This window comes from Mesorhizobium vachelliae (genome assembly GCF_033977325.1).
GTDB lineage: Bacteria > Pseudomonadota > Alphaproteobacteria > Rhizobiales > Rhizobiaceae > Mesorhizobium > Mesorhizobium vachelliae.
The window spans coordinates 357,710-383,884 of sequence record NZ_JAVIIR010000003.1 but is presented as its reverse complement, the minus strand read 5'-3'; the positions used below and the strand labels follow the sequence as shown (position 1 = coordinate 383,884).

Genomic DNA, 26,175 nt, shown 5'->3' with positions numbered 1-26,175 from the left:
TGCCGCTGTTGCGCGCGCCCGCCCGAATACGCCTCCACCTTACGAAACCGTAAGAGATTCGTAAGGAACCGGACAACTCGTCTCACTAGCTTCGCCGCATCCAGCGCTCCGCGAGGGCTGGAACGGGTTCATCGACGGCGATCCCGATCCGCCCGCGCCGTCAACCGCGACCAGGGAGAGTCCGCGATGCGAGTGCCGCTTTCGATCGCCGCTATAGCCGTCATTCTTGCCTTTTCACCGAATGCCGTCATGGCGGCCACCAAGACCGTCAAGGAGTGCGATGCCGAATACGCGGCCAACAAGGACGCGATCAAGGGATCGGGCCAGACCAAGAAGGATTTCGTCGCTTCCTGTCGCGCTGGCAGCGAAGTCGTACCGGCCGGCGCGGCTGCAGCGCCAGCCGCCGTCACACCAGCCAAAAGCACGGCCGCCGGCAATGTGAAGACGGCAAAGGAGTGCGACGCCGAGTACGCGGCCAACAAGGACGCGATCAAGGGATCGGGCCAAACCAAGAAGGATTTCGTCGCTTCCTGCCGATCTGGCAGCGAAGTCATCCCGGGTGGCGCGGCTGCTGCCGCGCCGGCCACGGTCGCGCCGACCGCGGCAGCCCCGGCGGGCGCCGGCGGCGTGAAGACGGCAAAGGAGTGCGACACCGAGTATTCGGCCAACAAGGCCGCAATCAAGGGATCGGGCCAGACCAAGAAGGACTTCGTCGCTTCCTGCCGCGCCGGCACGGAAACGATACCTGGCGCGCAGAGCACGACGGCAGCGCCGCAGCCCGCGAAGCCGGCGCCAACCGTCACCACGACGCCGTCCAAGAATGTACAGGCCAAGACGGTGCCGGCGCCTTCAGCCACCACGGTCCCGACCGGCGCCAACCAGTTCGCGACCGAAGCCCAGGCAAAAGCCCGCTGCCCGAGCAGCACCGTGGTGTGGGTGAACCTGAAGTCGAAGATCTTCCACTTCGCCGGCAACCGCAATTACGGAACGACCAAGTCCGGCGCCTACATTTGTGAGACGGATGCGACGGCCGAAGGTTTCCGGGCGGCCGAGAACGAAAAGCAGCCGCAATAACCAGGATCATCGGCGGGCGGATGCGTGGCCGTCCACGTATCCGCGGCCGGGTGAATTCCCGCCTACCAGCCGAACAGCAGGGCGGCTCCGCTCTGGCCGTCGCCGGCCTGCACCACGCTGGTGTCGGTGTTTCTGCCAAACTCGAAGATACCATAGGAATTGTCATTGCCGCGTTGCCGCAAGGTGGCGGAGTGCCCGCTGCCTTCCTGGTGGATGATGCCCAGGTTGCCGCCGCCACTCTGGCCTATGCCGGCATAATTGTTCCGGCCGAATTGCCGAACGGAGGCGCCACTGCGCAGCCCGTTGTAGAACGAATAGGCGCGCAGACCGAGATCCAATGCCTCGGCATCCTGGGCCGTCCGGGGTGAGAAGTAGAATCCGATCGATCCGCCCGCCTGGGCCGGGCCCGAAAAAAGCGGAAAACCGACTGCCACGGCGAGGGCGGTAGCGCCGATGAGTTTTGCAATCTGGCGGTTCATGTCACGTCTCCTTGCGGGTTCGACCGGTTGATGACGAACAATCGCACAGCCAGGCTGAACCTTGACGGAAGGGGTCGTTCAGCAGCCGTTCAAGAGCCCGGGCTGATGGAAAACGGAGGGCTCCGGTTGCCCGGAGCCCTCCTTTCGATCAGCCGGGAGAGCCGCCGATCAGGTCGCGCCTGACACCTGTTTGGCGCAGCTGGCGCTCGCCCCGCCGGCGCTCACCTTCAGCCTGACGTCGTAGGCAGCGCCATTCGCCCCCACGCTCATCCGACCGAGCGCTGCTGGCTTGCCCGGACCGGCCTCGAAGGCGCCGCCCTGCCGGATGTTGGCGGAGCCGGACGTGCCACCACCGGAGACGCTGACCGTGTAGCTGCCGCCGATGCTCGTGTCGGCATACACCATGGGCTCCAGCAGGATGGCATCGCCTTGGACCGTGCCCCGGATTTCGCAGTGCAGCGGCCCGGAACCCGAGCCGTCCTTGCCGACGGTGGCGCCGGCCGCGCCGGCGGCGATCACAGCCAGAAGCGCGGCCGATGCCGCTGTACGTTTGTTGAATTTAGCCATGGAATCACCTCTTCGCCATTCAGGACGACGGCCGGCAACGCCGGCCGTCCCACAGTTCACGGGCAGTCCTGCACGAAGGCGGCGACATTGCCGCTGCCGCCTTGGCTGACGTCGGCATTGCATCCGTGGCCGACCTGAACGCCGGCGGCGATATTGCCATTGCCGTCCTGCGTCAGGATCGCGGTGTGGTTCGAACCGAACTGCGCGATGCCCGCGGCGTTCCGGTTGCCATACTGGTAGGTCGCGCCGTAGTTGTTGACGCCCTGCTGCCCGATCACCGACAGGTTGCGATGGCCATACTGCTGGCCGATCGCGGTGTTGAAACGGCCATCCTGGTAGAAATGTATGCGGTTGCGGTAGCCGTGCTGGCCGCCGCCGGCGGAATTGCGCCAGCCATATTGTTCGATGTTGACGTCATTGGCCATGGCGGGCGCGACGGCGGTGAAGCCGACGACGGTGGCAAAAGCTGCGGCAATGATTGAGATGCGGGTCATGGGACTTCTCCTTCGATGCGGCGGGGGACCGCGGTTGAACGCCTCCTTTGTAGGGAGTTCGTCCGGAACGGAGGCTGAAAGCTCCATTCAGCGGAAATTCATGCGAGTGTCGGGAGCGACTCCCCGATGCCGTCGAGGGGCGGACGCCAGCGCCATCACTTTCCGGCTTGACTGATCGGCCGCAGCGAATAGGTTAGCGCGCGAAAATACCGGCTTTGATCGCCGGGCGGCAAGAATGCCTCGTATGCCCTCGCCCATCCGGCGCTGGCTGCGAGGCTTTTTCATTTTTGGGGCCTTGCTTGAAGCGACGTATCGAGATCGGCATCCTCTATTCCCGGTCAGGCAGCTATCAGCTCGTCTCCGACGCCTGCCGGCTGGGAGCCATGCGGGCGATCGCCGACATCAACGCCGACCGTGCGCAGGGCATCGAGCTCGTTCCGGTCGAACGCGATCCGCAAAGCAATGCCGACCGCTACGCGACGCTCTGCGAGGATATCTTCCGCACCAGCAGCGCCCGTCATGTCATCGGCTGCATCACCTCCTGGAGCCGCAAGGAGACGATTCCCGTGCTGGAGAAGGCGGGTGGCATGCTCTGGTATGCCTGCCCGTATGAAGGGTTCGAGGCCAACGAGCATGTCGTCTACATGCATGCCTGCCCGAATCAGCATCTGGTGCCGTTGATGGCCCATGTCGCGCCGCGTTTCGGCGCCAACGGCTTCCTGCTCGGCTCGAACTACATATGGGGCTGGGAGATGAACCGCGTCGCCCGCGACCTGATCGCCGACGCCGGCGGCAAGGTGCTGGGCGAACGCTATCTGCGCATCGGCGAGACCGACGTCTCGCGGCTGATTGATGAAATCCGCGTCACACGACCGAATTTCATCCTCAACAACCTGATCGGCACCTCGTCCTACGCCTTCCTCGCGGCGTATCGCGACCTGGGGCGCGAGGATGCAGCCTTCAAGCCTGACGCCTGCCCGGTGATCTCCTGCAACCTCACCGAAGGCGAGCTGCCGGCGATCGGCGAGACGGGCAAGGGTCATCTGTCGGCCGGCCCCTATTTCGCGCCGCGTCCAGCCGCCTTCGCCTCGTCCTTCGAGGCCTCCGCCTATGCCTCGGTGCAAGTGATGGCGGATGTGCTTGCCAGCGATCCGGACGCCGGCCCGGCGGAATTCTCGAAAGCCTTCGCCGAACGCCGCTTCTCCACACGCCTCGGGCCGATCGCCATAGACCCAAACACCCAACATGCGACCCTGCCGGTGCTCATCGGGCGCATTGCCGATGGCTTCTTCGAGGTGGTGAGCCGCGAGGAAGAGGTGGCGCCCGACCCCTATCTCTCGCGCTACGATCCGGCCAAGGTCTTCGGCCGCCCGCGGCTTCGGGTGGTATCGTGAGCCGCGCCGCGCGCATCCCCAATCTCGGCGGCGCCAAAGCCTTCGTGCTGCACCGTCCGCATACGACGGTGCAGGCGATCACCCGGCAATTGTCGGCGATCGGCCTCGAGGCGGCCGAGTGCTGGCCGCATCTGCCGACGGAGGCGCTGGCGGCGGATTTCGTCTTCTTCGACGCCGACCTCGGCTTCGACGAGCAGTTCCCGTGGAAGAGGGGTGAGGCGCCTATGCCGCTGGTGGCGCTGATCGGCTCGGAAGCGCCGGGCCGCATCGAATGGGCGCTGTCACACAACGCCGATGCGCAATTGCTGAAACCGGTGGGCACAGCCGGCGTCTACAGCGCGCTGCTCATCGCCCGGCAAAGCTTCGAGGCCAGGAAACGGCTTGCCGGCGAGATCGCGTCGCTGCGCCAGCGGGTCGGCGAGCGCCAGACCATCGTGCGCGCGGTCGCGGCCCTGTCGAAAGGCAGCGACGACGACCGCGCCTATGCGCAGTTGAGATCGCTGGCGATGAGCTGGCAGATCAGCGTCGAGGAAGCGGCGCGGCGCATCGTGGCGATGACGCAAGCAGAGGACGGCGATGACCAATCCCATCGCGCCTGACCTTCCGGCGGCCGGCCGGATGCCGGCAAAGCCGCGTGCCGGCGTCTGGCGCCGGCTGCTCAAGCGGCCGCTGGCGCTGCTCGGACTCACCATCGTCGCCATCGTCGTCGCCGGCGCCATCCTCGCGCCATGGCTGACCGGCTACGATCCCAACGAGCAGATGTTCGACGGCCTGACGCTCGAAGGGTCGCCTTTGCCGCCCAACGCCAAGTTCTGGCTGGGCACCGACCTGCTCGGCCGCGATCTGTTGACCCGCATCCTGTTCGGCGCCCGCACCTCGCTGATCATCGGCATCGTCGCCAATGGCGTGGCGCTCCTGATCGGCACGCTGGTCGGCGTCACGGCGGGCTATTTTCGCGGCTGGATCGGCAGCGCGCTGATGCGCTTCACCGACCTGATGATGGCCTTCCCCGCGCTGCTTCTGGCCATCTGCCTGGCTGCGGTGTTCGAGCCCAGCCTCTGGATCGTCGCCATGGTGATCGCCCTGGTCAACTGGGTGCAGACCGCGCGCGTCATCTACACCGAAACCTCCTCGCTCTCCGAGCGCGAGTTCATCGATGCCGAGCGCACGATCGGGGCGAGCGCGCCGCGCATCCTGTTGCGCCACATCCTGCCGCATCTCCTGCCGACCATCATCGTCTGGGGCACGCTCGGCATCTCGACCACGGTGCTGCTCGAAGCGACGCTCAGCTATCTCGGCATCGGCGTGCAGCCGCCGACCGCCTCCTGGGGCAACATCATCTTCGAGAACCAGACCTATTTCCAGGCCGCGCCCTGGCTGGTGTTCTTCCCCGGCGCCGCGATCCTGGCGCTGGCTCTGGCCTTCAACCTGATCGGCGACGCGTTGCGCGACATCCTCGACCCCACGCAAAGAGGGCGGGAATAATGGGGGGCCGCTCATGATCGCCTATCTCGGCCGCCGGCTGATCCAGTCGCTGCTCATCCTGCTCGGCGTCTCGCTGATCACCTTCGCGCTGCTCTATCTTTTGCCGGCCGACCCGGTGCGCCAAATCGCCGGCCGCAGCGCCACGCCCGAAACGGTGGAGAACATCCGTCGGCAGCTTGGCCTCGACCAGCCGTTCGTCGTCCAGTACTGGCATTATCTCACGAGGCTCGTCGGCGGCGATCTCGGCCGCTCCTACATCCAGCGCTCCGAAGTCACCGAGCTCATCGTCTCGCGGCTGCCAGCGAGCCTGCTTCTGATGGTCGGCGCCATCCTGTGCGAGCTGGCGATCGGCCTCACCATGGGGCTGATCGCCGCCGTCAGGCGCGGCACCGCCACCGACCAGACCTTGATGGTCGCCTCCTTCGTCGGCGTCTCGGCGCCGCAATTCGTCGTCGGCCTGCTCCTGCTCTACGTCTTTGCCGTCAGGCTCGGCTGGTTCCCGATCGGCGGCTACGGCAGCTGGCGCCACCTCGTGCTGCCTTCGCTGACCATGGGCATACTCGGCGCTGGCTGGTACGCGCGCATGATGCGCTCGTCGATGATCGACGTGCTGCGCCAGGACTATATGCGCACCGCCCGCGCCAAGGGCCTGGCGCGCGGCGCCATCCTGTTTCGTCATGCCCTGCCCAACGCCATCCTGCCGATCGTGGCCATGATCGGCATCGACATCGGCGTCTTCATGGGCGGCATCGTGGTCGTCGAAAGCGTGTTCGGCTGGCCCGGCATCGGCCAGCTCGCCTGGCAGGCCATCCAGCGTGTCGACATCCCCATCATCATGGGCGTCACCCTGGTCTCGGCCTTCGCCATCGTGCTCGGCAACCTGCTGGCCGACATCATCGCGCCCTTCATCGACCCCCGCATCAAGCTGAGATGAAACGACAACAACCAGAGAAAGGGAACACTGACATGAGACGTTTTCTTGCATCCACCGTGGCGGTGTCGGCGCTTGCGCTGATGCTCGGCATGGCCAGCGCGCGCGCCGACGACGCCGTCGATCCGAACATCAAGCAGGGCGGCGCCATCACCATCACCTACAAGGACGACGTCGCCACGCTCGATCCGGCGATCGGCTACGATTGGCAGAACTGGTCGATGATCAAGAGCCTGTTCGACGGCTTGATGGACTATGAGCCCGGCACCACCAAGCTCAAGCCCGACCTCGCCGAGAGCTACGAGATCTCGCCGGACGGCAAGACCTTCACCTTCAAGCTGCGCCATGGCGTCAAGTTCCACAACGGCCGCGAGATGACCGCCGACGACGTCAAATATTCGCTCGACCGCGTCACCAATCCGAAGACACAGAGCCCGGGCGCCGGCTTCTTCGGTTCCATCAAGGGCTATGACGAGGTCGCAGCTGGCAAGGCCGACAGCCTCTCCGGCGTCACCGTGGTCGACCCCTATACGATCAAGTTCGAGCTCGTGCGGCCGGACGCCACTTTCCTGCATGTCATGGCGATCAACTTCTCGCATGTCGTGCCGAAGGAGGAGGTCGAGAAATACGGCGCCGACTTCGGCAAGCACCCGGTCGGCACCGGCGCCTTCAAGCTCGCCGAATGGACGCTCGGCCAACGCATCGTCTTCGAGCGCAATCCCGACTACTGGCACAAGGGGCTGCCGCATCTCGACAAGATCACCTTCGAGATCGGCCAGGAGCCGATCGTGGCGCTGCTGCGCCTGCAGAAGGGCGAGATCGACGTGCCCGGCGACGGCATTCCGCCAGCCAAGTTCCAGGAGGTGATGAACGACCCGGAACAGAAGGCGCGCGTCGTGGTGGGCGGGCAGCTGCACACCGGCTACATCACCATGAACACCACCATGGCGCCCTTCGACAACGTCAAGGTGCGCCAGGCCGTCAACATGGCGATCAACAAGGAGCGCATCGTCCAGATGATCAACAACCGCGCGGTGCCGGCAAACCAGCCACTGCCGCCGTCGATGCCCGGCTACGACAAGGCGTTCAAGGGCTACGCCTATGACGTCGCCAAGGCCAAGGCCCTGCTTGCCGAGGCCGGTCATCCCGACGGCTTCGAGACGCAGCTCTTCGCCATGAACACCGACCCCAATCCGCGCATCGCCCAGGCGATCCAGCAGGACCTGGCGGCCATCGGCATCAAGGCCAGCATTCAGTCGCTCGCCCAGGCCAACGTCATTGCCGCCGGCGGCGACAAGGCGGGCGCGCCGATGATCTGGTCGGGCGGCATGGCCTGGATCGCCGACTTCCCGGATCCCTCCAACTTCTACGGCCCGATCCTCGGCTGCGCCGGCGCGGTGCCGGGCGGCTGGAACTGGTCGTGGTATTGCAACAAGGACCTCGACGCCAAGGCGGCCGACGCGGACTCCGTCGTCGATCCGGCCAAGTCCGAGGAGCGCGAGAAGATGTGGAGCGCGATCTACGACAAGATCATGGAGGACGCGCCCTGGGCGCCGGTCTTCAACGAGCAGCGCTTCACGCTGAAGTCGGCCCGCATGGGCGGCGCCGACAATCTCTATGTCGACCCGGTCCATATCCCGATCAACTACGACAATGTGTATGTGAAAGATGTGCAGTAACTGCGACTACACCATCCACGGGCGCCATCACCATTTCGGCTGGGACAATTCCTTCGCCCCGGCCGAGCGGGTGGCGCCCGGCTCGACGATCGAGTTCCAGTGCCTGGACTCGTCCGGCGGGCAGCTCAAGGCGGACAGCACGGTCGCCGACATCGCCAAGCTCGACTTCGACCAGATCAACCCGGTGACCGGGCCGATCTTCGTCGACGGCGCCGAGCCCGGCGATGCGTTGAAGGTGACCATCGAGATGTTCAAACCGTCCGGCTTCGGCTGGACGGCGAATATCCCTGGATTCGGCCTGCTCGCCGACGACTTCCAGGAACCGGCGCTCAACATCTGGAAGTACGACGCCGCCTCGCTCGAACCCGCGTTGTTTGGGAAGAACGGACGCGTTCCGTTAAAACCGTTCGCCGGCACGATCGGCAACGCTCCGGGCGAAAACGGCCACCATTCGGTGGTGCCGCCGCGGCGCGTTGGCGGCAATCTCGACATTCGCGACCTTGCCGCCGGCACCACGCTCTATCTGCCGGTTGAAGTGCCGGGAGCGCTGTTCTCGGTCGGCGACACGCACGCCGCGCAGGGCGACGGCGAGGTGTGCGGCACGGCGATCGAAAGCCCGATGGACGTCGTGTTGAAACTCGACCTTGTGAAGGACGCGCGGCTGAAGATGCCGCGCTTCACCACGCCAGGCCCGGTGACCCGCCACCTCGACGCCAAGGGCTATGAGGTGACGACCGGCATAGGGCCAGACCTGATGGCCGGGGCCAAGGAGGCCGTCAGCCAGATGGTCGACCTGCTCGCCGGGCGCTACAAGCTCGACCCGGTCGACGCTTACATGCTGGTCTCGGTCTGCGGCGATCTCAGGATCAGCGAGATCGTCGACATGCCGAACTGGGTGGTGTCGTTCTACTTCCCGCGCTGCGTCTTCGAATGAGCGCAGGCATGGTCGACAAACACGCCGACGCCGCCGGCAAGGCGGCCGTGGGGCCGGTGCTCGAAATCACCGGCCTCTGCGTTGGCGTGCGCGGCGAGGATGGCGAGCGCGAGGTGGTGTCCGGCCTGTCGCTGTCGCTCAAACGCGGCGAGACGCTGTGCATCGCCGGCGAGTCCGGCTCCGGCAAATCGATGACGGCGCTGGCGATCATGCGGCTCCTGCCGCAACCGGCCGGCCGCATCGTTTCCGGGACGATCCGGCTCCACGACAAGGATCGCGGCGCCGTCGAGCTGACGGCTCTCGACGAACGGCGCATGCGCGACATTCGCGGCGATCGCATCGCCATGATCTTCCAGGAGCCGATGACCTCGCTCAATCCGGTGCTGTCGATCGGCCGGCAGCTTACCGAATCGATCGAGGCGCATACCGGTCTCTCCCACGCCGAGGCGCAGCGGCGCGCCGTCGAAGCGCTGAAGGCGGTTCGGATTTCGGAAGCCGAAAGCCGGCTAAAGCAGTTTCCGCACGAATTGTCGGGCGGCATGCGCCAGCGGGTGATGATCGCCATGGCGCTGGCGCTCGAGCCCGACGTGCTGATCGCCGACGAACCGACGACGGCGCTCGACGTGACGGTCCAGGGCGAAGTGCTGGAGCTGCTGCGCGACCTGCAGCGCCAGCATGGCACCAGCGTCATCCTGATCACCCACGACATGGGTGTCGTAGCCGAAATGGCCGATCGCGTCATCGTCATGCGCAATGGCCGCATGGTCGAGGAAGGCACCACCGCCGATATCTTCGCCAGGCCGCGGGCAGCCTACACGCAAGAGCTCCTCGCCGCGGTTCCGCGCATCGGCTCGGGCGCCGGACGGCGCGACACGGCCGAGGCCGCCGGCGTGGCCGGGCGGGACAAGGTGGCGGTGGTGAACGACCTTCATGTCCGCTTCGACCTGCATGGCGGCTTCTTCGGCCGCGTCACCCGGCGGGTGCACGCCGTCGAGGGCGTCTCCTTCTCGATCGCGCCGAACGAGACGCTGGCTCTGGTCGGCGAATCCGGCTGCGGCAAATCCACCACCGCCAAGGCGCTTGCCGGCCTGGTGCCCTATACCGGCGGCGTCACGATCGGCGGCCGCGAGCTCTCCGGGCTTGCCGGCGATGCGCGCAAGGCCGTGCGGCGCGACGTGCAGATGGTGTTCCAGGATCCTTACGCCTCGCTCGACCCGCGCATGCGCGTCGGCGATCTGGTGGCCGAGCCGTTGCTCATCCATGGCATCGGCTCGAAGCAGGAGCGCCGCGAGCGCGTGGCCGCCTTGTTCGAGCGGGTCGGCCTGTCGTCAGACCAGATGGAGCTCTATCCGCATGAATTCTCGGGCGGCCAGCGCCAGCGCATCTGCATCGCCCGCGCGCTGGCGCTGCGGCCGAAGCTGATCATCGCCGACGAGAGCGTGTCGGCGCTCGATGTCTCGGTGCAGGCGCGCGTGCTCGATCTTTTGAAGGAGCTGCAGCGCGAATTCGGCGTCGCCTATCTCTTCATCTCGCATGATATGGCCGTGGTCGAGAACATCTCCGACCGCGTCGCCGTCATGTATCTCGGCCAGATCGTCGAAATCGGCAGCCGCGACCAGGTCTTCTCTAACCCCCGCCATCCCTACACGCGGCGGCTCATCGAGGCGGTGCCGGTTCCCGATCCAGCACGGCGCCGGACACGCTTTGCCCGTCTCGACCGCGAAATCCCGAGCGCGACGCGGCGGATCGGCGAAAGCGTGCCGAAACTGCTGCTCAAGGATTTTGGCGGCGGACATCTTGCCGCGGTCGCGGATTGATACGGCCCGCGCTATTCGCCAACCTTCAGCTTGGAATTTGATCGGTTCTCGGAGCGGCGATCTGTCCGTTTCGGAAACTGCCCGAATGATGATAAAGCCTGACGCAGCTACTCATCTATTCGGGATTCCAATGCCGGCCCTCACACGCCGCAAACTCCTGCAAGGCGCCGCAGCGGCCGGCGCGGCCGGCATCGGCCTCTCCGCCGCCGGCAAGTTTGCCGGCTGGGCGGCGCCGAAGCCCGAATCGCTGATCCTGAAGACCGCGAGCATCGAGGCGCAGCTGATGCAGGGCGCGCCGACGAAGAACGTGCTGACCTATGGCGAAACGGGCATGCCGCCGGTCGTCAGGATGAGGAAGGGCGAGCCGTTCGCGGCGCGGCTGATCAACGGCATCGACGATCCGACGACGATCCACTGGCATGGCGTCCGCGTTCCCAACAAGATGGACGGCGTGCCGTTCATGGTGCAGCCCTATGTCTATCAGGGCGACCATTTCGACTATGCCTTCACGCCGCCCGACGCCGGCACCTTCTGGTACCACCCGCATTGCAACACGCTGATCCAGATGGGCCACGGCCTGACCGGCGTGATCGTGGTCGAGAACCCGAACGATCCGGTCTTCGATGTCGAGATGGTCGTCAACCTGCGCGACTGGCGGCTCGGCGACGACGGCCAGTTCATCGATCCGTTCCGGCCGCGCGACGCGGCCAAGGCAGGCACCTTCGGCACGGTGCGCACCGCCAATTGGCTCGACCAGCCGCAATTCGACGCGCCGGCCGGCGGGCTGGTGCGGCTGCGCGCCGCCATCACCGACGTCACCCGCATCTATGCCTTCCGCGTCGACGGCGCCGAGGCGACGGTCATCGCGCTCGACGGCAACCCGGTGCCGCAGCGTTTCACGCCGGATGCCTTGCAATTGGGACCTGGCCAGCGGCTGGAGCTCGCCATCCGCATGCCCGACGAGGAAGGCGCGATCGTCAGCTTGCGCGACGTCAGGGGCACTAAGCCCAAGATACTGGCGACGCTGCGCTCAGTCGGTAAATCGCTCAAGCACGAATTGCGCGACGTCGGCCCGCTCGAAGCCAATCCGGTGGCAGAACTCGATGTCGATGGCGCCAAGCGCATTCCGCTGGCGCTGAGCGCCACGGCGGAAAACGTCGCGGCCGACAGCATTTGCGGCTCGCTCGGCTACAGTTTCTGGGCGATCAACAAGGTGCCGTGGCCGGGCGACACGCCGGACCCGACGGCGCCGCTCGCCGAACTGAAGCTCGGCCAGAGCTACATCATCGACATGGAGAACCTCACGCCGCACGCGCACCCGATCCATTTGCACGGCATGAGCTTCAAGGTGCTGTCGTCATCGACCAGGGCGGTCCAGCCGCTGGTCTCCGACACCTATCTGATCCTGCCCAATGAGAAGGTCCAGCTTGGCTTCGTCGCCGACAATCCCGGCGACTGGCTGCTGCATTGCCACATCATCGAGCACCAGAAGACAGGCATGACGAGTTACTTCCGGGTGGTGTGAAGAGCGCCCCGCATGGGCGAGGTGCAATCCAGACCACGGTCTGGCCGCGGCGCGCCGCGTCAGCGCCCTCCGTGATGGACGGGCCGGTCGGAGCACTCCTCTTCAAGGGCACTTGCCGGCTCTTGCCGCCTTGCGCCCTTCCGGGCTTCGGGCGGCATCGCCTCCATCAGGTTTCTGACCTTGGCGTTGTAGTGCGCGAGGACGACCGCGCGGGTGAAATGGAGCAGGATTCCAAGCACTGACATTGGCATTTCCTCCATCGGGATGGCTGACATGTCGCTGTCGTATGGCGTGGCGGGTCCGGGTCAGGAAAAGCCCTTGCTGCAACGAAGGGCGCTATTCCGCTCAGCGCGTGCCGGCGAAGACGACCTGCGCGAGCCGCGCCTTTTCGCGCGTGCCCGGCGCGGCCTCCCAGCCGATGTCCCTCTGCAGCTCGGGCAACAGGCTGTTCATAAGGCTTCTGGTTTTGGCGTCGTTATGCTGGCGCATGATGGAGCGGCCGAGATTTCCAAGCATGGACATTTCGCATTCCCCTGTTCCGGTGAGACGACGTCAGCGCCGTCGGACGCGGAATGAATGCGCCCGGTCCGTTTCGCGGCAATGGCTCGGAAACCGGCTGATCGTTTCCAAGACATGCGGGTCTGGAAACATTTGCATGCAAATGGGCTGGCCGTAAGGGCTTGCGGCGAAACGTCGGCGAACCCGTGGAGCTGTCGGGAAATTCGTTCGGCGCAAAGCCCCTGGTTGGGCAGGATTCAGTCGGGCGCCAGAAGCATGTATGCTTAACGATATTGATTCTTCCGATCATTTTGGCTGGTCGATGTGAGAAAAATCGTCGCTGCACTCACCGTAGCTGTTGTTCTTGTCGTCGGGCTGCTCTTCCTTTTGCCCGCTCTTGTTTCAACCGACTGGGTTCGTGCCGAATTGAGCCGGCAAATGTCATCCGCAACCGGAATGACAATTCGGCTGGACGGACCTGTCAGGCTGTCGCTGCTGCCCAGGCTGGCGGTGGTCGCGAACGATATCTCGCTCTCGACCGGCACGGGCGACATCGCGATATCCGCCCCGCGGTTCTCGACGTCGATAACGCTGTCGTCGCTATGGTCGAAAAAGCTTGAGATACAGTCCGTCGCTCTGGCGGCTCCGACTATCGCGCTCAAGGCTTCGGCAAACGCGTCGTCGCCTGCAGAACCGAAGGATGTTGAGGCCGATCCGTTCGCGGCGATTGTCGATACGCTCGAGCGGCTGGCGATCAACCAACTGACGATAACGAATGGCACCCTTACCTCAGGTGCTTCGCCCGGCAATGCCGCCAGGGTGACGGCAATCGACGCCGATCTGAGGGTTCCGGACCTCGACCGGGAGGTCTCGTTTTCATTGGCCGGCACCAGCGGCGGCCGTCGCATCGAAATGAGCGGAAGCCTTTCCGCGTTGCGGCCGATCCTGAAACGGCTGCCGGCCCAGATCGCCATCGAGGCGCGGCTCGACCCGGCGCCGGTTCCCAAATTCTCTTCCTTGCAGGCGAGCGGCGAGATCCAGCTCAACGGCAATGGCAGCTATCAGATCAAGGGCGGAAAGTTCGATGTCGGCGACCAGAGTTTCCAGATGGACGCGCTCTTTCAGCCGGGGGCTCGGCATCACTTCTTCGCCGACCTGGCGGCAAAGCACGTCGATATCGACGCCTTGAGTGATCTTGGAAAGGGCGGTTCCAGCGGAGCCAAGGCTTCGGCCGGTTCCGGCGAGCCCGACCTCGCGATGCTGTCTGCCTTCGACGCCGACATCAGCGTCGCGATCGATGAATTGGTCGGCGGCAAGATACGGGCTGCCGATGTCCAGCTCGCCGCGACGTTGCGTGATGGACATCTCGAAGCAAAGTTGGAGCACTTCGGCCTCGATGCGGGAAATCTCACCGCGAAAGTCTCGACGGATGTCGGTGAAACACCTCCGACCATACGGGGCAATGTTGCGAGTTCAGGGCTGGACATCGACTCGATAGCGAAGCTGGCCGGACAATCCGTGCCGTTGTCTGGCAAGCTGACCGCCGATATGGGGTTCGCTTTTCGCGGACTTACCGCCGAGCGCATACGCAGCAGCGTCAATCTGCAGGGAACGGTCGGGATTCGGGAGGGCAAGCTCCCACTTTCAGCACTTGCCGATGCCCCAACGGCCGACAACATCACCGGGCTCAATCTTGACGCGAAAGTTCACGATGTCGGCAAGCCGGTCGATTTGACGGGCAAGCTCGCCTGGCGGGGACAGGCCGTGACGTTCAAGTCCCAGGTCGCGCCTGCATCCTTTATGGCCAGTGGTTCCGTTGCCGATGCATCCGGGCCGATCATCCTTTCGGTTTCCTCCAAATACCTGGAAGGCAGCATAAGCGGCGTTGTTGGAGGCGGCGGCACGTTCAAGGGTCAGGCTTCAGTCACGTCGGCCTCGGTCGACAAGCTCATGCAATGGCTGGGGCAGGGTGCTTCCCGCGGTCTGCAGGACTTTGCTTTCAAAGGTGACGTGGACGCCGGGTCAGGACAGCTTTCCTTCCAGAAGGCCGCTATTGGCTTGAACGGCGTCAAGGCGTCGGGCCAGGGCTCGATGAAACTTGGCGAGCCGCTCAACATCCGCACGTCGCTCAAATTCGCGAAACTGGACTTCGCGGCGTTCGCCGGCGGCGGCGAGGCTACGGCGGAAGGAAAGCAGAAAGCGAACGGCGCCGCCGACGCGCCAATCGATCTCTCCTTCCTCAAGGGAATTGATGCCAAGGTGGATATCCAGGCCGACAAGCTCGGCTATGGAAAGGTCTTCGCCGGGCCGGTGGCGACCACCCTTACGGTGGCTGATGGGAAGGCTCACCTGAGCGTGCCGCAAAGCCCCTTCTACGGCGGCACGATTGCCGCGGAAATGACAGCTGACGGCTCCCGCGACGCCGCTTCCCTGAACCTGAACACGGCGATCGCCGGCGCGGCCGCGGCTCCCTTGCTTCATGATGCGGCGGATTTCGACCGCATCGAAGGAACGCTCAATGCGACGGTCGCGGTCTCAGGGTCGGGAAAGACCACGAAATCGCTTGCCCGTTCCCTCGGCGGCAAGGCAGCGGCAAAATTCAGCAACGGCGCCTTCCGCGGCATCGACATTGCGGAGGTCTACAACAACCTGGTCGGGTTGCTCGCCAGCGGCTTCAAGCAGGATCAGACCAAGAAGACGACATTCACCGAACTCGGAGCCTCATTCGCAATCGCGGAGGGCGTCGCCCAAACCACGGACATCAGCCTGCTGGGTCCGCTGGTGCGAATGGACGGCTCGGGCAAGATAGACTTCGCCGACCAGACGCTCGACATCCGTCTCAACCCCCGCGTCGTTGCTTCGCTTGCCGGGCAGGGAGGCGACGTCGCCGTGAAGGGCATCGGGGTGCCGATCGTGGTTCAAGGCCCGCTGTTCGCGCCCCGGGCCTATCCGGATCTGAGCGCCTTGGCCAAAGACCCGCAGGGCGCGCTGGACATGTTGAGCCGCCTTGGGCTGCCAACTGGAAAACTGAACCTAGACAAGCTGATCCCAGGCCAAACGAACTCGAACGGCGACGGCTCAGGCAAGGGAGCGGCGGATCTGATCGGCGATCTTCTGCGCAACGCCGCGCCTCGCCCCAAAACCCCGCCCACTGCTCCCGAGCCAGCCGTGGCGCCAGAGGCCGGCAATGCGGAGAATGCGGCGCCGCCGCCGAGTTCGAACGCGGATGGCGAGGCCGAAGCCGATACCGCTGTGCCGGCGGCCGAGCCCGCTCCCGCCGACCCGCAAACCGCTCCTGCCTCACCCGAAACGCCGAAGAAAGGCGAAATAGACACGCTTCTCGATCAGTTGGCCAACTGATTCGCCCGGTTTGCTCGCGGTGTGAAGGCACCGGATGCCCCGCGCAACCAACCCGAAAGCAGGATTCAAGCCGGGCCGCGGGAACGCATGATCTAACGCTCATATGTGCGGCGGAAAATCAAAGTGATCGCCGGCTGCCCCAAATCGTCCCCAATCCGGAGGTTTTCCGGCCTTTGAGCCGGAGACGAAGGAGAGGTCGATGAAATTATCCGTTCTTGCCCTTGCTGGCGCCATGCTGGCGCCGATGGCCGCTGTCCATGCGGCGCCGATGATGGATATCCCGGATGGAGGCAGCCTTGTGCAACAGGCGCGCGTGACATGCGCCTACCTGACCGACGACGGTTACTGCGTGCGGCCGCATAAGAAGCACAAGCACTGGAAGCGCCACCATTACTACCGCCCCGCCTACCGCACCTATGAGCCGCAGCCGCCGGACGAGTATTACTGGCGCTATGAGCGTCCACGGCCGATTATCCGGGTTGTTCCCGACTATCGGCCGCCGGACGAAGACAATTGGGATAATTGGGATAATCAGGACGATTGAGGCGAGCCGCCCTTCGTTAGCAAGCAGGGTGCGTACACGCCCGCTATTCATTCACCGGGAACACCCCGCCATCGGTCCGGCGGGGTCGGCCGAGAGGTCGATGAGGTTCCCCGCCTAATGCATGTCGCCCAGAAGTGCGCAGCGGTTCTGGGACGACGACATGCATCAAAGCAAAGACTTAAAGCGCGTTGCCTGAATCCGGTTCAGCGCGACGCGCTTTGCCCTGCCCGGCGCGATCTTGTCGCTGACACTGCGCGCCCGGGCAACGCCTGACCGTCCAGGAATAGCGGACGCGGTTCCGGCCCTAGCGCTTCAGCGCGATGCTCATGCCGCTGAGATCGGCATTGACCTGCAGGCCGACCTGCCTGCCGGTGAGCTCGAGCTGGGCGCCCTTGTCATTGGTCATGACGATCACCTGGGCGCCTCTGCCCAGCGCGCCGCCGCCGCCGGCAGCTCCATAGACGCCCGTCACATCGCTGGCGCGGCGGATGTGGCGCACCCTGCCCTGGAAATAGGTCTTGGACGCCCCGAAGGCGAGGCCGCCCGAGATGCCGCCGACGGAGATCGGATAGCGTTTGCCATGGAAGGTCAGCGTGCCGTCGCCGCCGGAGCCGCCGATGAAGAAGGCCGCCTTGTAGACGGAAAAGCGGATCGTGCCGCTGTCGGCATGCGCGGCGCTGGCGATGCTCACGCCCGCCGCGGCGATTGCCGCGACCGCGACTGAACGGAACCTGGACGAGATCTGCATGACGGGAACCTCCTCGAGCATCGCGGCTTACCCAGCCGGCCGGGGCATATCAGCTGCAAAACTATAGCTGAACCGTCTTGCCCCGCCATTGGTTCCAAGCACGCGGACCGAAATCCGGCGGTCACAAAATGCTGAGCGAAGCGATGAGAAGCACAGGCTTGTGCCGGCTAACCTCTAAAAGCGGAATTGTCCATGACACGTTCGAGTGCCAGCTGATTGTTACGACGTAGCGTTCGAATCCTACCCAGTCCGCCATAAGCTGGAGCAGAGCGAGCCCCAGATTACTGGAACGTCGCTCGGGGCGGGGATTCGATCTGCCGTCAGACTTGCGCGGCTCCGCCGTCAACGAAGACCTCGCTACCTGTCATGAAGCTGCTTTCATCCGAGGCAAGGAAGAGCGCCACAGCCGCCGTCTCCTCGGGCTGTGCAACACGCCCGAGCGGCGTCTGAGCGGCGAAGCCCGCCAGCAACGCGTCTTCCTCTCCCGGCGTCGCCAAGCCCTTGACGCCGGGCGTCTCGGTGGAGCCGGGAGAGAGCACGTTGACGCGGATGCCGGTCCCCTTCAGGTCCAGTGCCCAGCTTCGGGCAAAATTGCGGATTGCGGCCTTGGTCGCGCTGTAGACGCTGAACGCAGGCGTTCCCATCGAGCCCGTGGTCGACCCTGTGAGGATGATGGATCCGCTGGCCCGCATAAGCGGCAGCGCCTTTTGCACCGTGAACAGTGTTCCCTTGACGTTGACGTCGAACGTCAAATCGAACGACGCCTCGTCGATAGCGCCCAGCGGGGCAAACTGGCCGAGTCCAGCATTGGCGAACAGAACGTCTATCCGTCCACTCTTCGCGCGCACCTTCGCAAACAGCCGATCGAGGTCGTCCATACGCGAAATGTCGCCCTGTACCGCCGTCACCCCGGAGCCGATCGCTTCTACCGCCCTGTCCAACTCCTCCTGGCGACGGCCGGTGATGAAAACCTCGGCGCCTTCCGCCACAAACCGTTTGGCGGTCGCCAGACCGATGCCGCTGTTGCCTCCGGTTATGACGGCGATTTTGCCTTCAAGTCTGCCCATTTCGATCTCCTAGAGAATGATCACTCTTTCGAAATAGACGCTTGCCTTCTTTTCTTCTAGTATGCACCTTTTGGTAAGTACTAGATTGGAGCATGCGAAATGGCCGCACCTGACTTTATCTGTGGGCTGGACGCTGCGCTGGCTGTCATCGGCGGCAAGTGGAAACCTTTGATCCTGTTCCATCTTTCCCACGAAGCCCGACGCTATGGCGACCTGAGGCGCGCCATCGGAAACGTCAGTGACAAAATGCTTATCCAGCAACTCAAGGAACTGGAAGCGGATGGGATCGTCGATCGGCTCGACTTCAAGGAAATTCCGCCGAAAGTCGAGTATTCCCTCACTGCGTTCGGTCAGACCCTCGCCGGAGCTTTGAAGCCGCTCTGCGCCTGGGGTACGGAACATCTGATCGAAGTCGAAAACCTCGTGTCACGCCGCGGCGCGTCCAAGGTGGCGAAAGTCGCCTAACTTACCGGATAGCTGCCGGCAAGGGTCGAACCGTAGCTGGGTAGGCTATAAATCTGCACTCTTATGCTGAAATGACGTGTGTGTGCTGGCTGGTGGAGCTGAGGGGGATCGAACCCCTGACCTCATCATTGCGAACGATGCGCTCTCCCAGCTGAGCTACAGCCCCGTTCCAGCGGATGGGCTTGTATCGGTCGCGGCCGTTTGATGTCAAGGCGAAACGATGGCCTGACGCCACGCCGAGGCAGGCGGGCCTTGTGCCGGCTCGCCGAGCCCGCGGGCCTTGCCCGCGCGCCTGGCAATGGCTACATGTCGGCGACAATTTGGAGACCGGCATGATCGCCCTTATTCAGACCATCGTCATGGCGCTTGATATCTACTGGTGGATCATCATCGCCTCGGCGATCTTTTCCTGGCTCTACGCCTTCAATGTCGTCAACTCGCGCAACCAGTTCGTCGGCAGCGTCGGCAACATGCTCTATCGGCTGACCGAGCCGGCGCTGCGCCCGATCCGCCGCTTCATGCCCGATCTCGGCGGCATCGACATTTCGCCGATCATCCTGCTGCTGATCCTTTTCTTCATCCGGCAGTTCCTGGTCACCACCGTTTGGTCCTGGGTTGTGACCGGCGGCTGATGAGCACGCCGTTTCGGCCGCGCGAGAACGGCATCGACCTTTTCGTGCGGCTGACGCCGAAAGCGGCGCTCGACCGGATCGACGGCCTCGATACCGCCGCCGACGGCCGCAGTCACCTCAAGGCGCGCGTACGCGCCGTGCCGGAGCACGGCGCCGCCAATCAGGCGCTGGAACGGATGATGGCGAAGGCGCTGGGCGTTCCGGTATCGGCCGTTTCGGTGGTTGCCGGCGGCACCTCGCGGCTGAAGACGCTGCGGATCGCGGGCGATGCGGCGGAGCTGGCGAAGAGCGTCGAGGCTCTTTCCAGGAACCCAAAAAATTGAGACGCAGGCGGGACAGCGCCCCCCTCTGTCCTGCCGGACATCTCCCCCACAAGGGGGGAGATTGGCAGTTTCGGCGCCCCCGTTCATTCTGCAATGTTGGAGATTGGCGAAAGCCGGAGTGACATCTGATCTCCCCCCTCGTGGGGGAGATGGCCGGCAGGCCAGAGGGGGGCGCGAAGGATCGCCAGCTTTGACGGCGCAAGCCGCTACAACCGCTTCAATCGCCCAGCGGCAGCTTTGGATCGTCCACCTTCAGCGTGTTCACGCTCTGCTTGATGCGGCGCAAATTCTCCAGGACTTTCGGCCCGCGCGATTCCGCCACCGTGGTGGCGATCATGTCGACGATGGCCAGAAGCGCGTAGCGCGACGAGGTCGGCTTGTAGATGTTGCCGTCCTCGACGGGCTGGAGAAGGATGACCGTGTCGGCGACCTTGGCCAAGGCCGAGTCCGGCGCGGTGATGGCGACGGTGGCGGCGCCATATTGCTGGGCGACCTCGACGGCTTCGATCACCGAGCGGGCATAGCCAGAGACGGAGAAGGCAAGCAGCGTCGTCTCCGGCGTGGCGACGGCGGCATACATGCGCTGCAGCTGCCCGTCGGTCTGGGCGAGCGCTGAGAGGCCGAGCCGGAACAGCCGGTTCTGCATCTCGGTCGCCATCATCGAGGAGATGCCGCCGGAGCCGAGGCAGAGCACGTTGCCCGAGGCGGCGATGCGCGCGGCGACATCCATCAGCGTCGTCATGTCGAGGTTTTCGCTGGCGCGCTGGATGGCGGCGATCGCCGCCTCGGTTATCGCCGAGGCGATGCGCTGCTCGCGCGCGTCGCGGCTAAGCGGCTCGGGCGACAGATACTGGCCGCCTATGGCGATCGCCTGCGCCAAATAGAACTTGAAATCGCGCAACCCCTCGCAACCGAGATTGCGGCAGAAGCGGGTGACGGTAGGCTCACTGACGCCGACGCGCGCGGCGATCTCCGAGATCGCGGCCTTGGAGGCGAAATCGAGATCCGAAAGCACCAAGCCCGCCAGCCGGCGGTCCGACTTGGTGCCGTCCTGCGACATCAGTTGCAGGCGGGTGATGATGTCGGCCGGGCTCCTCATCTCGTCATCTCACAGCGGCAGGCCCGTCGCCTTGTCGAACAGGTGGATGTTGCGCGGGTCGACGCTCACCGGCAGCCGGTCGCCCGGCTTCACCTGCAGCCGGTCGCGGAACACCGCGCGCACCGTGTCGTCGCCAACCAAGCCGTAGACATGCGTTTCCGAACCGGTCGGCTCGACGACATCGACCTTGATGGCGATGGCATCGTCGCCGGCGCCGACCACGAAATGCTCGGGCCTGATGCCGACTTCGACGGTCTCGCCGCCGGAAGCAGTCTTGCCCGACAGCGCCAGCCGGCCGCCGCCTTTCGTCTCGAACCACGAATTGGCCCCGGCCGTCTTCAGCGCGCCGGAGACAAAGCTCATCGACGGCGAGCCGATGAAGCCGGCGACGAACTTGTTGGCCGGCCGGTCATAGAGCTCCAGCGGCTGGCCGACCTGCTGGATGCGGCCGCGATCCATCACCACGATGCGGTCGGCCATGGTCATCGCCTCGATCTGGTCGTGGGTGACGTAGACGATGGTCGATTTCAACCGCTGGTGCAGCGCCTTGATCTCGGTGCGCATCTGCACGCGCAGTTGCGCGTCAAGATTGGAGAGCGGCTCGTCGAACAGGAACACCGAAGGCTCGCGCACGATGGCGCGACCCATGGCGACGCGCTGGCGCTGGCCGCCGGACAACTGCCTTGGATAGCGGTCGAGATAGGAGAAGAGGTTGAGCACGCCCGACGCCTTCTTGACCTTGTCGTCGATCGCGGCGCGGTTCTCGCCGCGGATCTTCGGGCCGAAGCCGATATTTTCCGAGGCCTTCAGATGTGGGAAGAGCGCATAGGACTGGAACACCATGGCGATGTTGCGCTTCTGCGGCGGCAGGTCGTTGGCACGCGTGCCGCCGATGACGAGGTCGCCGGAGGTGATCGTTTCGAGCCCGGCCAGCATGCGCAAAAGGGTGGACTTGCCGCAGCCGGACGGGCCGACCAGCACGACGAATTCGCCGCTTTTGATGTCGAGATTGATGTCCTCGAGGATTTTGTGCTGGCCGAAGGATTTCGACAGGTTGCGGAACTGGACGTCGGTCATGGTCACGCTCCCAATATATCGTCGATGAAAGGCAGGTAGCCGGCTGTCAGGCCGGCATCCACGGGCACCACGGCACCTGTTACGCCGGAAGCGCGCTCGGAGGCAAGGAAGGCCACGGCTTCCGCCACTTCGGAAGCGTTGACGATGCGGCCGAGCGGATAGAGCCGCTTCAGCCGGCCGAGGATCTCGGGATCCTTGGCCAGGCGATGGTCCCAGGCGGCGGTGCGGATCGAGCCTGGGCAGACGACGTTGGCGCGCAACCCGCTGCGGCCGAGCTCGACGGCGATGGATTTGGCATAGGCGTTGATGCCGGCCTTGGCTGCGGCATAGGCCGGGTTGCCGAAATGCGAAATCGCATTGACCGAGGAGATGAAGACAACGCTGCCCGAACCGCGCTTGGCCATCGCCTTGATCAGCGGATCCGCGAAAGTCATCACGCCGGTCAAATTGAGGTCGAGCTCCTCTTCGATCTTCTCCGCCGTGAGCGCCTTCAACGTTTCGGCGCGCGTCCAGCCGGCATTGTTGATCAGGATGTCGGGGACGCCGTCCTTGTCGAGCAAAGCGGGGATCGCCGCTTCGATCGAGGCGCGGTCGAGCAGGTTGAAGGCGTGGCGGGAGGCGATATGCGGGCTGGCCAGCGCTTCCGCCGACTGGTCGCAGCCGACGATGCGCGCGCCGCGGCCGGCCAAGAGCTCAACGATCGCCGAGCCGAGGCCGCCGCCGGCGCCCGTGACGACTACGGTTTTGCCTTCGAACTCGGCCTTTGACACCACGATACGCGCTCCTCCCGCCATGTCAGACAGCATGGAACGCTATCCAACAAAATGTAATTTAGCAACATGATAAACTGCTTGCATTGGGCAAAACCATCGATAATGTAGGAAAGTAACATAAATCCTGCGCCAATAAGGCCAGGCGCGAATGCGCATCATGGGAGGAAATCAGATGAGCCTTGCGAAATGGACTGTCGGCCTGTTGGCCGGAATGAGCATGCTGGCTTTTGCAGCACCCGCCGATGCCGGCGAGGTGCGCGTCACCGTCGCCGAATACAGCGCCAAGACCGGCCCCTATTTCGAAGAGGTGAAGAAGGAATTCGAGGCCGCCAATCCCGGCATCACCATCAAGTATGAAGTGGTGCCGTGGGATGTGCTCTTGCAGAAGCTCACCACCGACATCACCGCCGGCACCAACGCCGATCTCTCGATCATCGGCACGCGCTGGCTGATCGATTTCGTGCAGCAGGATGTCGCCGAGCCGCTCGACAGCTACATCAAGCCTGAATTCAAGGACCGCTTCATCGACACCTTCCTGCAGCCCTCGATCATGGACGGCAAGACCTACGGCCTGCCGATCGCGGCTTCCGCACGCGCCATGTATTACAACAAGGAGCTGTTCGAGAAGGCCGGCATCGCCAAGCCGCCGGCCACCTGGACCGAGCTGCAGGAAGACGCCCGCAAGATCAAGGCGATCGGCGCCTTCGGCTTCGGCTTGCAGGGCAAGGAGATCGAGACCGACGTCTATTACTATTATGCGATGTGGTCGCAGGGCACCGAGATCCTCAACAAGGACGGCACGTCCGGCCTGAGCACGCCCGGCGCGCTCGAAGCCGCCAAGCTCTATAAGTCGATGATCGACGAGGGTCTGACCGAACCCGGCGTCACCTCGAACAACCGCGAGGACGTGCAGAACCTGTTCAAGCAGGGCAAGGTCGGCATGATGATCACCGCACCCTTCCTGTCCAACCAGATCAAGGAAGAGGCGCCGAACCTGAAATACGGCGTCGCTGCCATCCCCGCCGGCCCGACCGGTGCGCGCGGCACCTATGGCGTCACCGATTCGATCATCATGTTCAAGAACTCCAAGAACAAGGACGAGGCCTGGAAGCTGCTCGACTTCCTGTTCACCAAGGAGCAGCGCGCCAAGTTCACCCAGGGCGAAGGCTTCCTGCCGGTGAACAAGGAGGAGGCGAAGATGGATTATTATGTCCACAATGCCGATCTCGCCGCCTTCACCGCGCTGTTGCCCGACGCCCGCTTCGCGCCGGTCATCCCGGGCTGGGAAGAGATCGCCCAGATCACCTCCGACGCCATGCAGAAGATCTATCTCGGCAGCGCCAAGCCGGAAGATGCCTTGAAGGACGCGGCCGATAAGGCAAACGCGGTGCTCAAGAAGAAATAAGGGCGTATCTCCCTGCGCCCGTGGCGCGCTCCACCCCGTCGGAGCGCGCCACACTTTCCCGGCAAGTCATATTCACTGCAACACGGTGCCATCCAGCCGATGCAAAGCCGGATCCTGCCCTACCTGCTGACGCTGCCCAGCCTGCTCCTCGCGGCGGTGGTGATCTTCTGGCCGGTCTGGGACCTTGTCCAGATATCGACGCATGACGTGAATCGCTTCGGCCAGCTTCGCGAATTCAGCGGCTTGGCCAATTTCTCGGCGCTTGCCGCCGACCCCGACTTCGTCGCGGCGCTCTGGCGCACCGGGCTGTGGACCGTTCTGGTGGTCGGCGGCGCGCTGCTGCTGTCGATCCCGGTGGCGATGATCCTCAACATGGATTTTTATGGCCGTGGGCTCGCCCGCGTCATCATCATGCTGCCCTGGGCGGTGTCGCTGACCATGACCGCGGTGGTCTGGCGCTGGGCCCTCAACGGCGAAAGCGGCATGCTGAATTCGGCGCTGATGAAGCTCGGCCTGATCAGCCAGAACATCCAGTGGCTGGCGAGCGCCGAGACGGCCTTCCCGATGCAGGTGCTGATCGGCATTTTGGTGACGGTGCCCTTCACCACCACGATCTTCCTCGGCGGCCTCTCCTCGATTCCCGACGATCTCTATGAGGCAGCGGCCCTTGAAGGCGCAACGCCTTTCCAGCAGTTCCGTGAGATCACCTTTCCGCTCCTGAAACCCTTCATCAACATCGCGATCGTGCTCAACACCATCTATGTCTTCAACTCCTTCCCGATCATCTGGGTGATGACGCAAGGCGGGCCGGCGAACTCGACCGACATATTGGTCACCCATCTCTACAAGCTCGCCTTCCGCATCGGCAAGCTGGGCGAGGCTTCCGCCGTGTCTCTGGTGATGTTCGCTATCCTGCTCGTCTTCACCATGATCTATGTGCGTCTCGCCATGCGGGAGCAGCGGGCATGACCCCTAAGATGAAACGCACCATCATCGCCTGGCTGCTGCTGGCGCCGCTGATCGTGGTGACGATCTTCCCCTTCGCGGTGATGTTCCTGACGGCGGTCAAGCCACGGCCCGAAGTGCTCTCGCCCACCTGGTGGCCAAGCGAATTCCACTGGTCGAATTTTTCCGACATGTGGGTGGCAACCGGCTTCGGCCAGGCGCTGCTCAACTCGCTCTATGTCTCGGCGCTGGCGACGATCGGCGCCATCCTCATCTCGGTGCCGGCAGCCTATGCGATGTCGCGCTTCCGCTTTGCCGGCTACGGCGCGTTCCGCCAGTTCCTTCTGATCTCGCAGATGATTTCGCCGATCGTGCTGGTGCTCGGCCTGTTCCGTCTGATGGCCGCTTGGGGCCTGGTCGAGAGCACCACGGCGCTCGGCTTTATCTACATGGCCTTCAACGTCGCCTTCACCGTCTGGATGCTGCAGAGCTATTTCGACACCATCCCGCGCGACCTCGAGGAGGCGGCCTGGATGGAAGGGGCTGGCCGCTGGCTGACGCTGCGCAAGGTGTTCCTGCCGCTCTGCCTGCCGGCGATCGCGGTGACGGCGATCTTCACCTTCATCAACGCCTGGAACGAGTTCGTCGTGGCGCTCACCATGCTGCGCAGCCAGGAAAGCTACACGCTGCCGATCCAGGTTTTCTCGCTGGTCGCCGGCCGCTATACGATCGAATGGCACCATGTCATGGCGGCCACGCTGCTGGCGACACTGCCGGTGGCGATCCTCTTCATCTGGCTGCAGCGCTACCTCGTCCGCGGATTGGCGCTCGGGGCCGTCAAATAGCAATTCCAGCAATTC

General features: G+C 64.2%; 27 protein-coding genes and 1 tRNA gene. 17 read left to right on the top strand and 11 right to left on the bottom strand.

The genetic code is table 11. From position 1 onward, the window contains the following. Positions 1 to 186 precede the first annotated feature (186 nt). Complete coding sequence (locus RFM41_RS08795) at positions 187 to 1,074, top strand: hypothetical protein (RefSeq protein ID WP_320247437.1); 888 nt, start codon at positions 187 to 189, stop codon at positions 1,072 to 1,074. Between the two features lie 62 nt (positions 1,075 to 1,136). On the opposite strand, the gene RFM41_RS08790 is transcribed toward RFM41_RS08795, so the two are convergent. The 3 genes from RFM41_RS08790 to RFM41_RS08780 form a co-directional block, all read right to left on the bottom strand. Further along, positions 1,137 to 1,553: a curlin repeat-containing protein gene (locus RFM41_RS08790; protein ID WP_320247439.1), complete on the bottom strand. Its 417-nt coding sequence runs from the start codon at positions 1,551 to 1,553 to the stop codon at positions 1,137 to 1,139. Between the two features lie 168 nt (positions 1,554 to 1,721). Then, complete coding sequence (csgH, locus tag RFM41_RS08785) at positions 1,722 to 2,120, bottom strand: curli-like amyloid fiber formation chaperone CsgH (RefSeq protein ID WP_320247441.1); 399 nt, start codon at positions 2,118 to 2,120, stop codon at positions 1,722 to 1,724. Positions 2,121 to 2,176: 56 nt separating this feature from the next. Next, the gene (locus tag RFM41_RS08780) at positions 2,177 to 2,614 is read right to left on the bottom strand and encodes a curlin (protein ID WP_320247443.1); all 438 of its coding nucleotides are present in this window, start codon (positions 2,612 to 2,614) and stop codon (positions 2,177 to 2,179) included. Positions 2,615 to 2,913: 299 nt separating this feature from the next. On the opposite strand from RFM41_RS08780, the gene RFM41_RS08775 reads away from it, so the two are divergent. The 8 genes from RFM41_RS08775 (at position 2,914) to RFM41_RS08740 (ending at position 12,379) form a co-directional block, all read left to right on the top strand. Then, positions 2,914 to 4,008: a transporter substrate-binding protein gene (locus RFM41_RS08775; RefSeq protein WP_320247445.1), complete on the top strand. Its 1,095-nt coding sequence runs from the start codon at positions 2,914 to 2,916 to the stop codon at positions 4,006 to 4,008. After that, positions 4,005 to 4,607, top strand: coding sequence for an ANTAR domain-containing response regulator (locus tag RFM41_RS08770; protein WP_320247447.1), 603 nt, complete (start codon positions 4,005 to 4,007; stop codon positions 4,605 to 4,607). Before RFM41_RS08775 ends, RFM41_RS08770 begins: the two co-directional genes overlap by 4 nt. A gap of 19 nt (positions 4,608 to 4,626) precedes the next feature. Continuing rightward, a complete protein-coding gene (locus tag RFM41_RS08765; protein ID WP_320248071.1) occupies positions 4,627 to 5,493 on the top strand; it encodes an ABC transporter permease in 867 nt (288 codons plus the stop codon). A 13-nt stretch (positions 5,494 to 5,506) separates the two neighbouring features. Next, positions 5,507 to 6,427, top strand: a complete 921-nt coding sequence (locus tag RFM41_RS08760) for an ABC transporter permease (RefSeq protein WP_320247449.1) — start codon at positions 5,507 to 5,509, stop codon at positions 6,425 to 6,427. Between the two features lie 32 nt (positions 6,428 to 6,459). Next, the gene (locus tag RFM41_RS08755) at positions 6,460 to 8,103 is read left to right on the top strand and encodes an ABC transporter substrate-binding protein (RefSeq protein WP_320247451.1); all 1,644 of its coding nucleotides are present in this window, start codon (positions 6,460 to 6,462) and stop codon (positions 8,101 to 8,103) included. Further along, the gene (locus tag RFM41_RS08750) at positions 8,093 to 9,037 is read left to right on the top strand and encodes an acetamidase/formamidase family protein (RefSeq protein ID WP_320247453.1); all 945 of its coding nucleotides are present in this window, start codon (positions 8,093 to 8,095) and stop codon (positions 9,035 to 9,037) included. Before RFM41_RS08755 ends, RFM41_RS08750 begins: the two co-directional genes overlap by 11 nt. An 8-nt stretch (positions 9,038 to 9,045) precedes the next feature. Next, on the top strand, positions 9,046 to 10,854 hold the full coding sequence (locus tag RFM41_RS08745; RefSeq protein WP_320247455.1) for an ABC transporter ATP-binding protein: 1,809 nt from the start codon (positions 9,046 to 9,048) through the stop codon (positions 10,852 to 10,854). A gap of 130 nt (positions 10,855 to 10,984) precedes the next feature. After that, positions 10,985 to 12,379, top strand: a complete 1,395-nt coding sequence (locus RFM41_RS08740) for a multicopper oxidase family protein (RefSeq protein ID WP_320247457.1) — start codon at positions 10,985 to 10,987, stop codon at positions 12,377 to 12,379. Between the two features lie 59 nt (positions 12,380 to 12,438). Here the strand turns inward: RFM41_RS08740 and RFM41_RS08735 are convergent, their stop codons facing one another. Beyond that, the gene (locus tag RFM41_RS08735) at positions 12,439 to 12,624 is read right to left on the bottom strand and encodes a hypothetical protein (RefSeq protein WP_320247459.1); all 186 of its coding nucleotides are present in this window, start codon (positions 12,622 to 12,624) and stop codon (positions 12,439 to 12,441) included. A 100-nt stretch (positions 12,625 to 12,724) separates the two neighbouring features. Further along, entirely contained in the window at positions 12,725 to 12,901 is a 177-nt protein-coding gene (locus RFM41_RS08730) for a hypothetical protein (protein ID WP_320247461.1), read from the bottom strand. Between the two features lie 300 nt (positions 12,902 to 13,201). Between RFM41_RS08730 and RFM41_RS08725 the strand changes: the two genes are divergently transcribed. Then, positions 13,202 to 16,237, top strand: coding sequence for an AsmA family protein (locus tag RFM41_RS08725; RefSeq protein ID WP_320247463.1), 3,036 nt, complete (start codon positions 13,202 to 13,204; stop codon positions 16,235 to 16,237). A 199-nt stretch (positions 16,238 to 16,436) separates the two neighbouring features. Further along, on the top strand, positions 16,437 to 16,781 hold the full coding sequence (locus RFM41_RS08720) for a hypothetical protein (RefSeq protein ID WP_320247465.1): 345 nt from the start codon (positions 16,437 to 16,439) through the stop codon (positions 16,779 to 16,781). A gap of 304 nt (positions 16,782 to 17,085) precedes the next feature. Here RFM41_RS08720 and RFM41_RS08715 read toward each other — a convergent pair whose 3' ends face one another. Continuing rightward, entirely contained in the window at positions 17,086 to 17,529 is a 444-nt protein-coding gene (locus tag RFM41_RS08715; RefSeq protein WP_320247467.1) for a lipid-binding SYLF domain-containing protein, read from the bottom strand. A gap of 320 nt (positions 17,530 to 17,849) precedes the next feature. Further along, entirely contained in the window at positions 17,850 to 18,596 is a 747-nt protein-coding gene (locus RFM41_RS08710; RefSeq protein ID WP_320247469.1) for an SDR family NAD(P)-dependent oxidoreductase, read from the bottom strand. A gap of 99 nt (positions 18,597 to 18,695) precedes the next feature. Here RFM41_RS08710 and RFM41_RS08705 point away from each other — a divergent pair, with 99 nt between their 5' ends. Next, a complete protein-coding gene (locus RFM41_RS08705) occupies positions 18,696 to 19,061 on the top strand; it encodes a winged helix-turn-helix transcriptional regulator (protein ID WP_320247471.1) in 366 nt (121 codons plus the stop codon). A gap of 90 nt (positions 19,062 to 19,151) precedes the next feature. On the opposite strand, the gene RFM41_RS08700 is transcribed toward RFM41_RS08705, so the two are convergent. Then, a tRNA-Ala gene (locus tag RFM41_RS08700) sits at positions 19,152 to 19,227 on the bottom strand. Positions 19,228 to 19,393: 166 nt separating this feature from the next. Here RFM41_RS08700 and RFM41_RS08695 point away from each other — a divergent pair. After that, entirely contained in the window at positions 19,394 to 19,693 is a 300-nt protein-coding gene (locus RFM41_RS08695) for a YggT family protein (RefSeq protein WP_112129074.1), read from the top strand. Further along, positions 19,693 to 20,016 (top strand): DUF167 family protein, encoded by a 324-nt coding sequence (locus RFM41_RS08690; RefSeq protein WP_320247474.1) that lies wholly within the window; start codon positions 19,693 to 19,695, stop codon positions 20,014 to 20,016. The genes RFM41_RS08695 and RFM41_RS08690 overlap by 1 nt, the downstream gene beginning before the upstream one ends. 217 nt (positions 20,017 to 20,233) lie before the next feature. Here the strand turns inward: RFM41_RS08690 and RFM41_RS08685 are convergent, their stop codons facing one another. The 3 genes from RFM41_RS08685 to RFM41_RS08675 are packed head-to-tail and all read right to left on the bottom strand — an operon-like array spanning position 20,234 to position 22,965. Further along, the gene (locus tag RFM41_RS08685) at positions 20,234 to 21,115 is read right to left on the bottom strand and encodes a MurR/RpiR family transcriptional regulator (protein WP_320247476.1); all 882 of its coding nucleotides are present in this window, start codon (positions 21,113 to 21,115) and stop codon (positions 20,234 to 20,236) included. Between the two features lie 9 nt (positions 21,116 to 21,124). Beyond that, positions 21,125 to 22,192, bottom strand: coding sequence for an ABC transporter ATP-binding protein (locus tag RFM41_RS08680; protein ID WP_320247478.1), 1,068 nt, complete (start codon positions 22,190 to 22,192; stop codon positions 21,125 to 21,127). 2 nt (positions 22,193 to 22,194) lie between these two features. Next, positions 22,195 to 22,965 carry an SDR family NAD(P)-dependent oxidoreductase gene (locus RFM41_RS08675; protein ID WP_430691518.1) on the bottom strand — a complete coding sequence of 257 codons (771 nt, stop codon included), beginning with the start codon at positions 22,963 to 22,965 and terminating at the stop codon, positions 22,195 to 22,197. A gap of 172 nt (positions 22,966 to 23,137) precedes the next feature. Here RFM41_RS08675 and RFM41_RS08670 point away from each other — a divergent pair, with 172 nt between their 5' ends. The 3 genes from RFM41_RS08670 (at position 23,138) to RFM41_RS08660 (ending at position 26,160) form a co-directional block, all read left to right on the top strand. Continuing rightward, entirely contained in the window at positions 23,138 to 24,370 is a 1,233-nt protein-coding gene (locus RFM41_RS08670) for an ABC transporter substrate-binding protein (protein ID WP_320247482.1), read from the top strand. 99 nt (positions 24,371 to 24,469) lie between these two features. After that, entirely contained in the window at positions 24,470 to 25,339 is an 870-nt protein-coding gene (locus RFM41_RS08665; protein WP_320247484.1) for a carbohydrate ABC transporter permease, read from the top strand. After that, positions 25,336 to 26,160 (top strand): carbohydrate ABC transporter permease, encoded by an 825-nt coding sequence (locus RFM41_RS08660; protein WP_320247486.1) that lies wholly within the window; start codon positions 25,336 to 25,338, stop codon positions 26,158 to 26,160. Before RFM41_RS08665 ends, RFM41_RS08660 begins: the two co-directional genes overlap by 4 nt. Positions 26,161 to 26,175 lie beyond the last annotated feature (15 nt).

What these genes read in the sequence shown, in the direction of transcription:
- RFM41_RS08760 (WP_320247449.1), top strand. Translation starts at nt 5,507, where the DNA reads ATGATCGCCTATCTCGGCCGCCGGCTGATCCAGTCGCTGCTCATCCTG.
- RFM41_RS08765 (WP_320248071.1), top strand. Translation starts at nt 4,627, where the DNA reads ATGCCGGCAAAGCCGCGTGCCGGCGTCTGGCGCCGGCTGCTCAAGCGG.
- RFM41_RS08790 (WP_320247439.1), bottom strand. Translation starts at nt 1,553, where the DNA reads ATGAACCGCCAGATTGCAAAACTCATCGGCGCTACCGCCCTCGCCGTG.
- RFM41_RS08715 (WP_320247467.1), bottom strand. Translation starts at nt 17,529, where the DNA reads ATGCAGATCTCGTCCAGGTTCCGTTCAGTCGCGGTCGCGGCAATCGCC.
- RFM41_RS08745 (WP_320247455.1), top strand. Translation starts at nt 9,046, where the DNA reads ATGGTCGACAAACACGCCGACGCCGCCGGCAAGGCGGCCGTGGGGCCG.
- RFM41_RS08750 (WP_320247453.1), top strand. Translation starts at nt 8,093, where the DNA reads ATGTGCAGTAACTGCGACTACACCATCCACGGGCGCCATCACCATTTC.
- RFM41_RS08680 (WP_320247478.1), bottom strand. Translation starts at nt 22,192, where the DNA reads ATGACCGACGTCCAGTTCCGCAACCTGTCGAAATCCTTCGGCCAGCAC.
- RFM41_RS08780 (WP_320247443.1), bottom strand. Translation starts at nt 2,614, where the DNA reads ATGACCCGCATCTCAATCATTGCCGCAGCTTTTGCCACCGTCGTCGGC.
- RFM41_RS08755 (WP_320247451.1), top strand. Translation starts at nt 6,460, where the DNA reads ATGAGACGTTTTCTTGCATCCACCGTGGCGGTGTCGGCGCTTGCGCTG.
- RFM41_RS08690 (WP_320247474.1), top strand. Translation starts at nt 19,693, where the DNA reads ATGAGCACGCCGTTTCGGCCGCGCGAGAACGGCATCGACCTTTTCGTG.
- RFM41_RS08660 (WP_320247486.1), top strand. Translation starts at nt 25,336, where the DNA reads ATGACCCCTAAGATGAAACGCACCATCATCGCCTGGCTGCTGCTGGCG.
- RFM41_RS08685 (WP_320247476.1), bottom strand. Translation starts at nt 21,115, where the DNA reads ATGAGGAGCCCGGCCGACATCATCACCCGCCTGCAACTGATGTCGCAG.
- RFM41_RS08730 (WP_320247461.1), bottom strand. Translation starts at nt 12,901, where the DNA reads ATGTCCATGCTTGGAAATCTCGGCCGCTCCATCATGCGCCAGCATAAC.
- RFM41_RS08695 (WP_112129074.1), top strand. Translation starts at nt 19,394, where the DNA reads ATGATCGCCCTTATTCAGACCATCGTCATGGCGCTTGATATCTACTGG.
- RFM41_RS08720 (WP_320247465.1), top strand. Translation starts at nt 16,437, where the DNA reads ATGAAATTATCCGTTCTTGCCCTTGCTGGCGCCATGCTGGCGCCGATG.
- RFM41_RS08670 (WP_320247482.1), top strand. Translation starts at nt 23,138, where the DNA reads ATGAGCCTTGCGAAATGGACTGTCGGCCTGTTGGCCGGAATGAGCATG.
- RFM41_RS08665 (WP_320247484.1), top strand. Translation starts at nt 24,470, where the DNA reads ATGCAAAGCCGGATCCTGCCCTACCTGCTGACGCTGCCCAGCCTGCTC.
- RFM41_RS08705 (WP_320247471.1), top strand. Translation starts at nt 18,696, where the DNA reads ATGGCCGCACCTGACTTTATCTGTGGGCTGGACGCTGCGCTGGCTGTC.
- RFM41_RS08795 (WP_320247437.1), top strand. Translation starts at nt 187, where the DNA reads ATGCGAGTGCCGCTTTCGATCGCCGCTATAGCCGTCATTCTTGCCTTT.
- RFM41_RS08735 (WP_320247459.1), bottom strand. Translation starts at nt 12,624, where the DNA reads ATGTCAGTGCTTGGAATCCTGCTCCATTTCACCCGCGCGGTCGTCCTC.
- RFM41_RS08710 (WP_320247469.1), bottom strand. Translation starts at nt 18,596, where the DNA reads ATGGGCAGACTTGAAGGCAAAATCGCCGTCATAACCGGAGGCAACAGC.
- RFM41_RS08740 (WP_320247457.1), top strand. Translation starts at nt 10,985, where the DNA reads ATGCCGGCCCTCACACGCCGCAAACTCCTGCAAGGCGCCGCAGCGGCC.
- csgH (WP_320247441.1), bottom strand. Translation starts at nt 2,120, where the DNA reads ATGGCTAAATTCAACAAACGTACAGCGGCATCGGCCGCGCTTCTGGCT.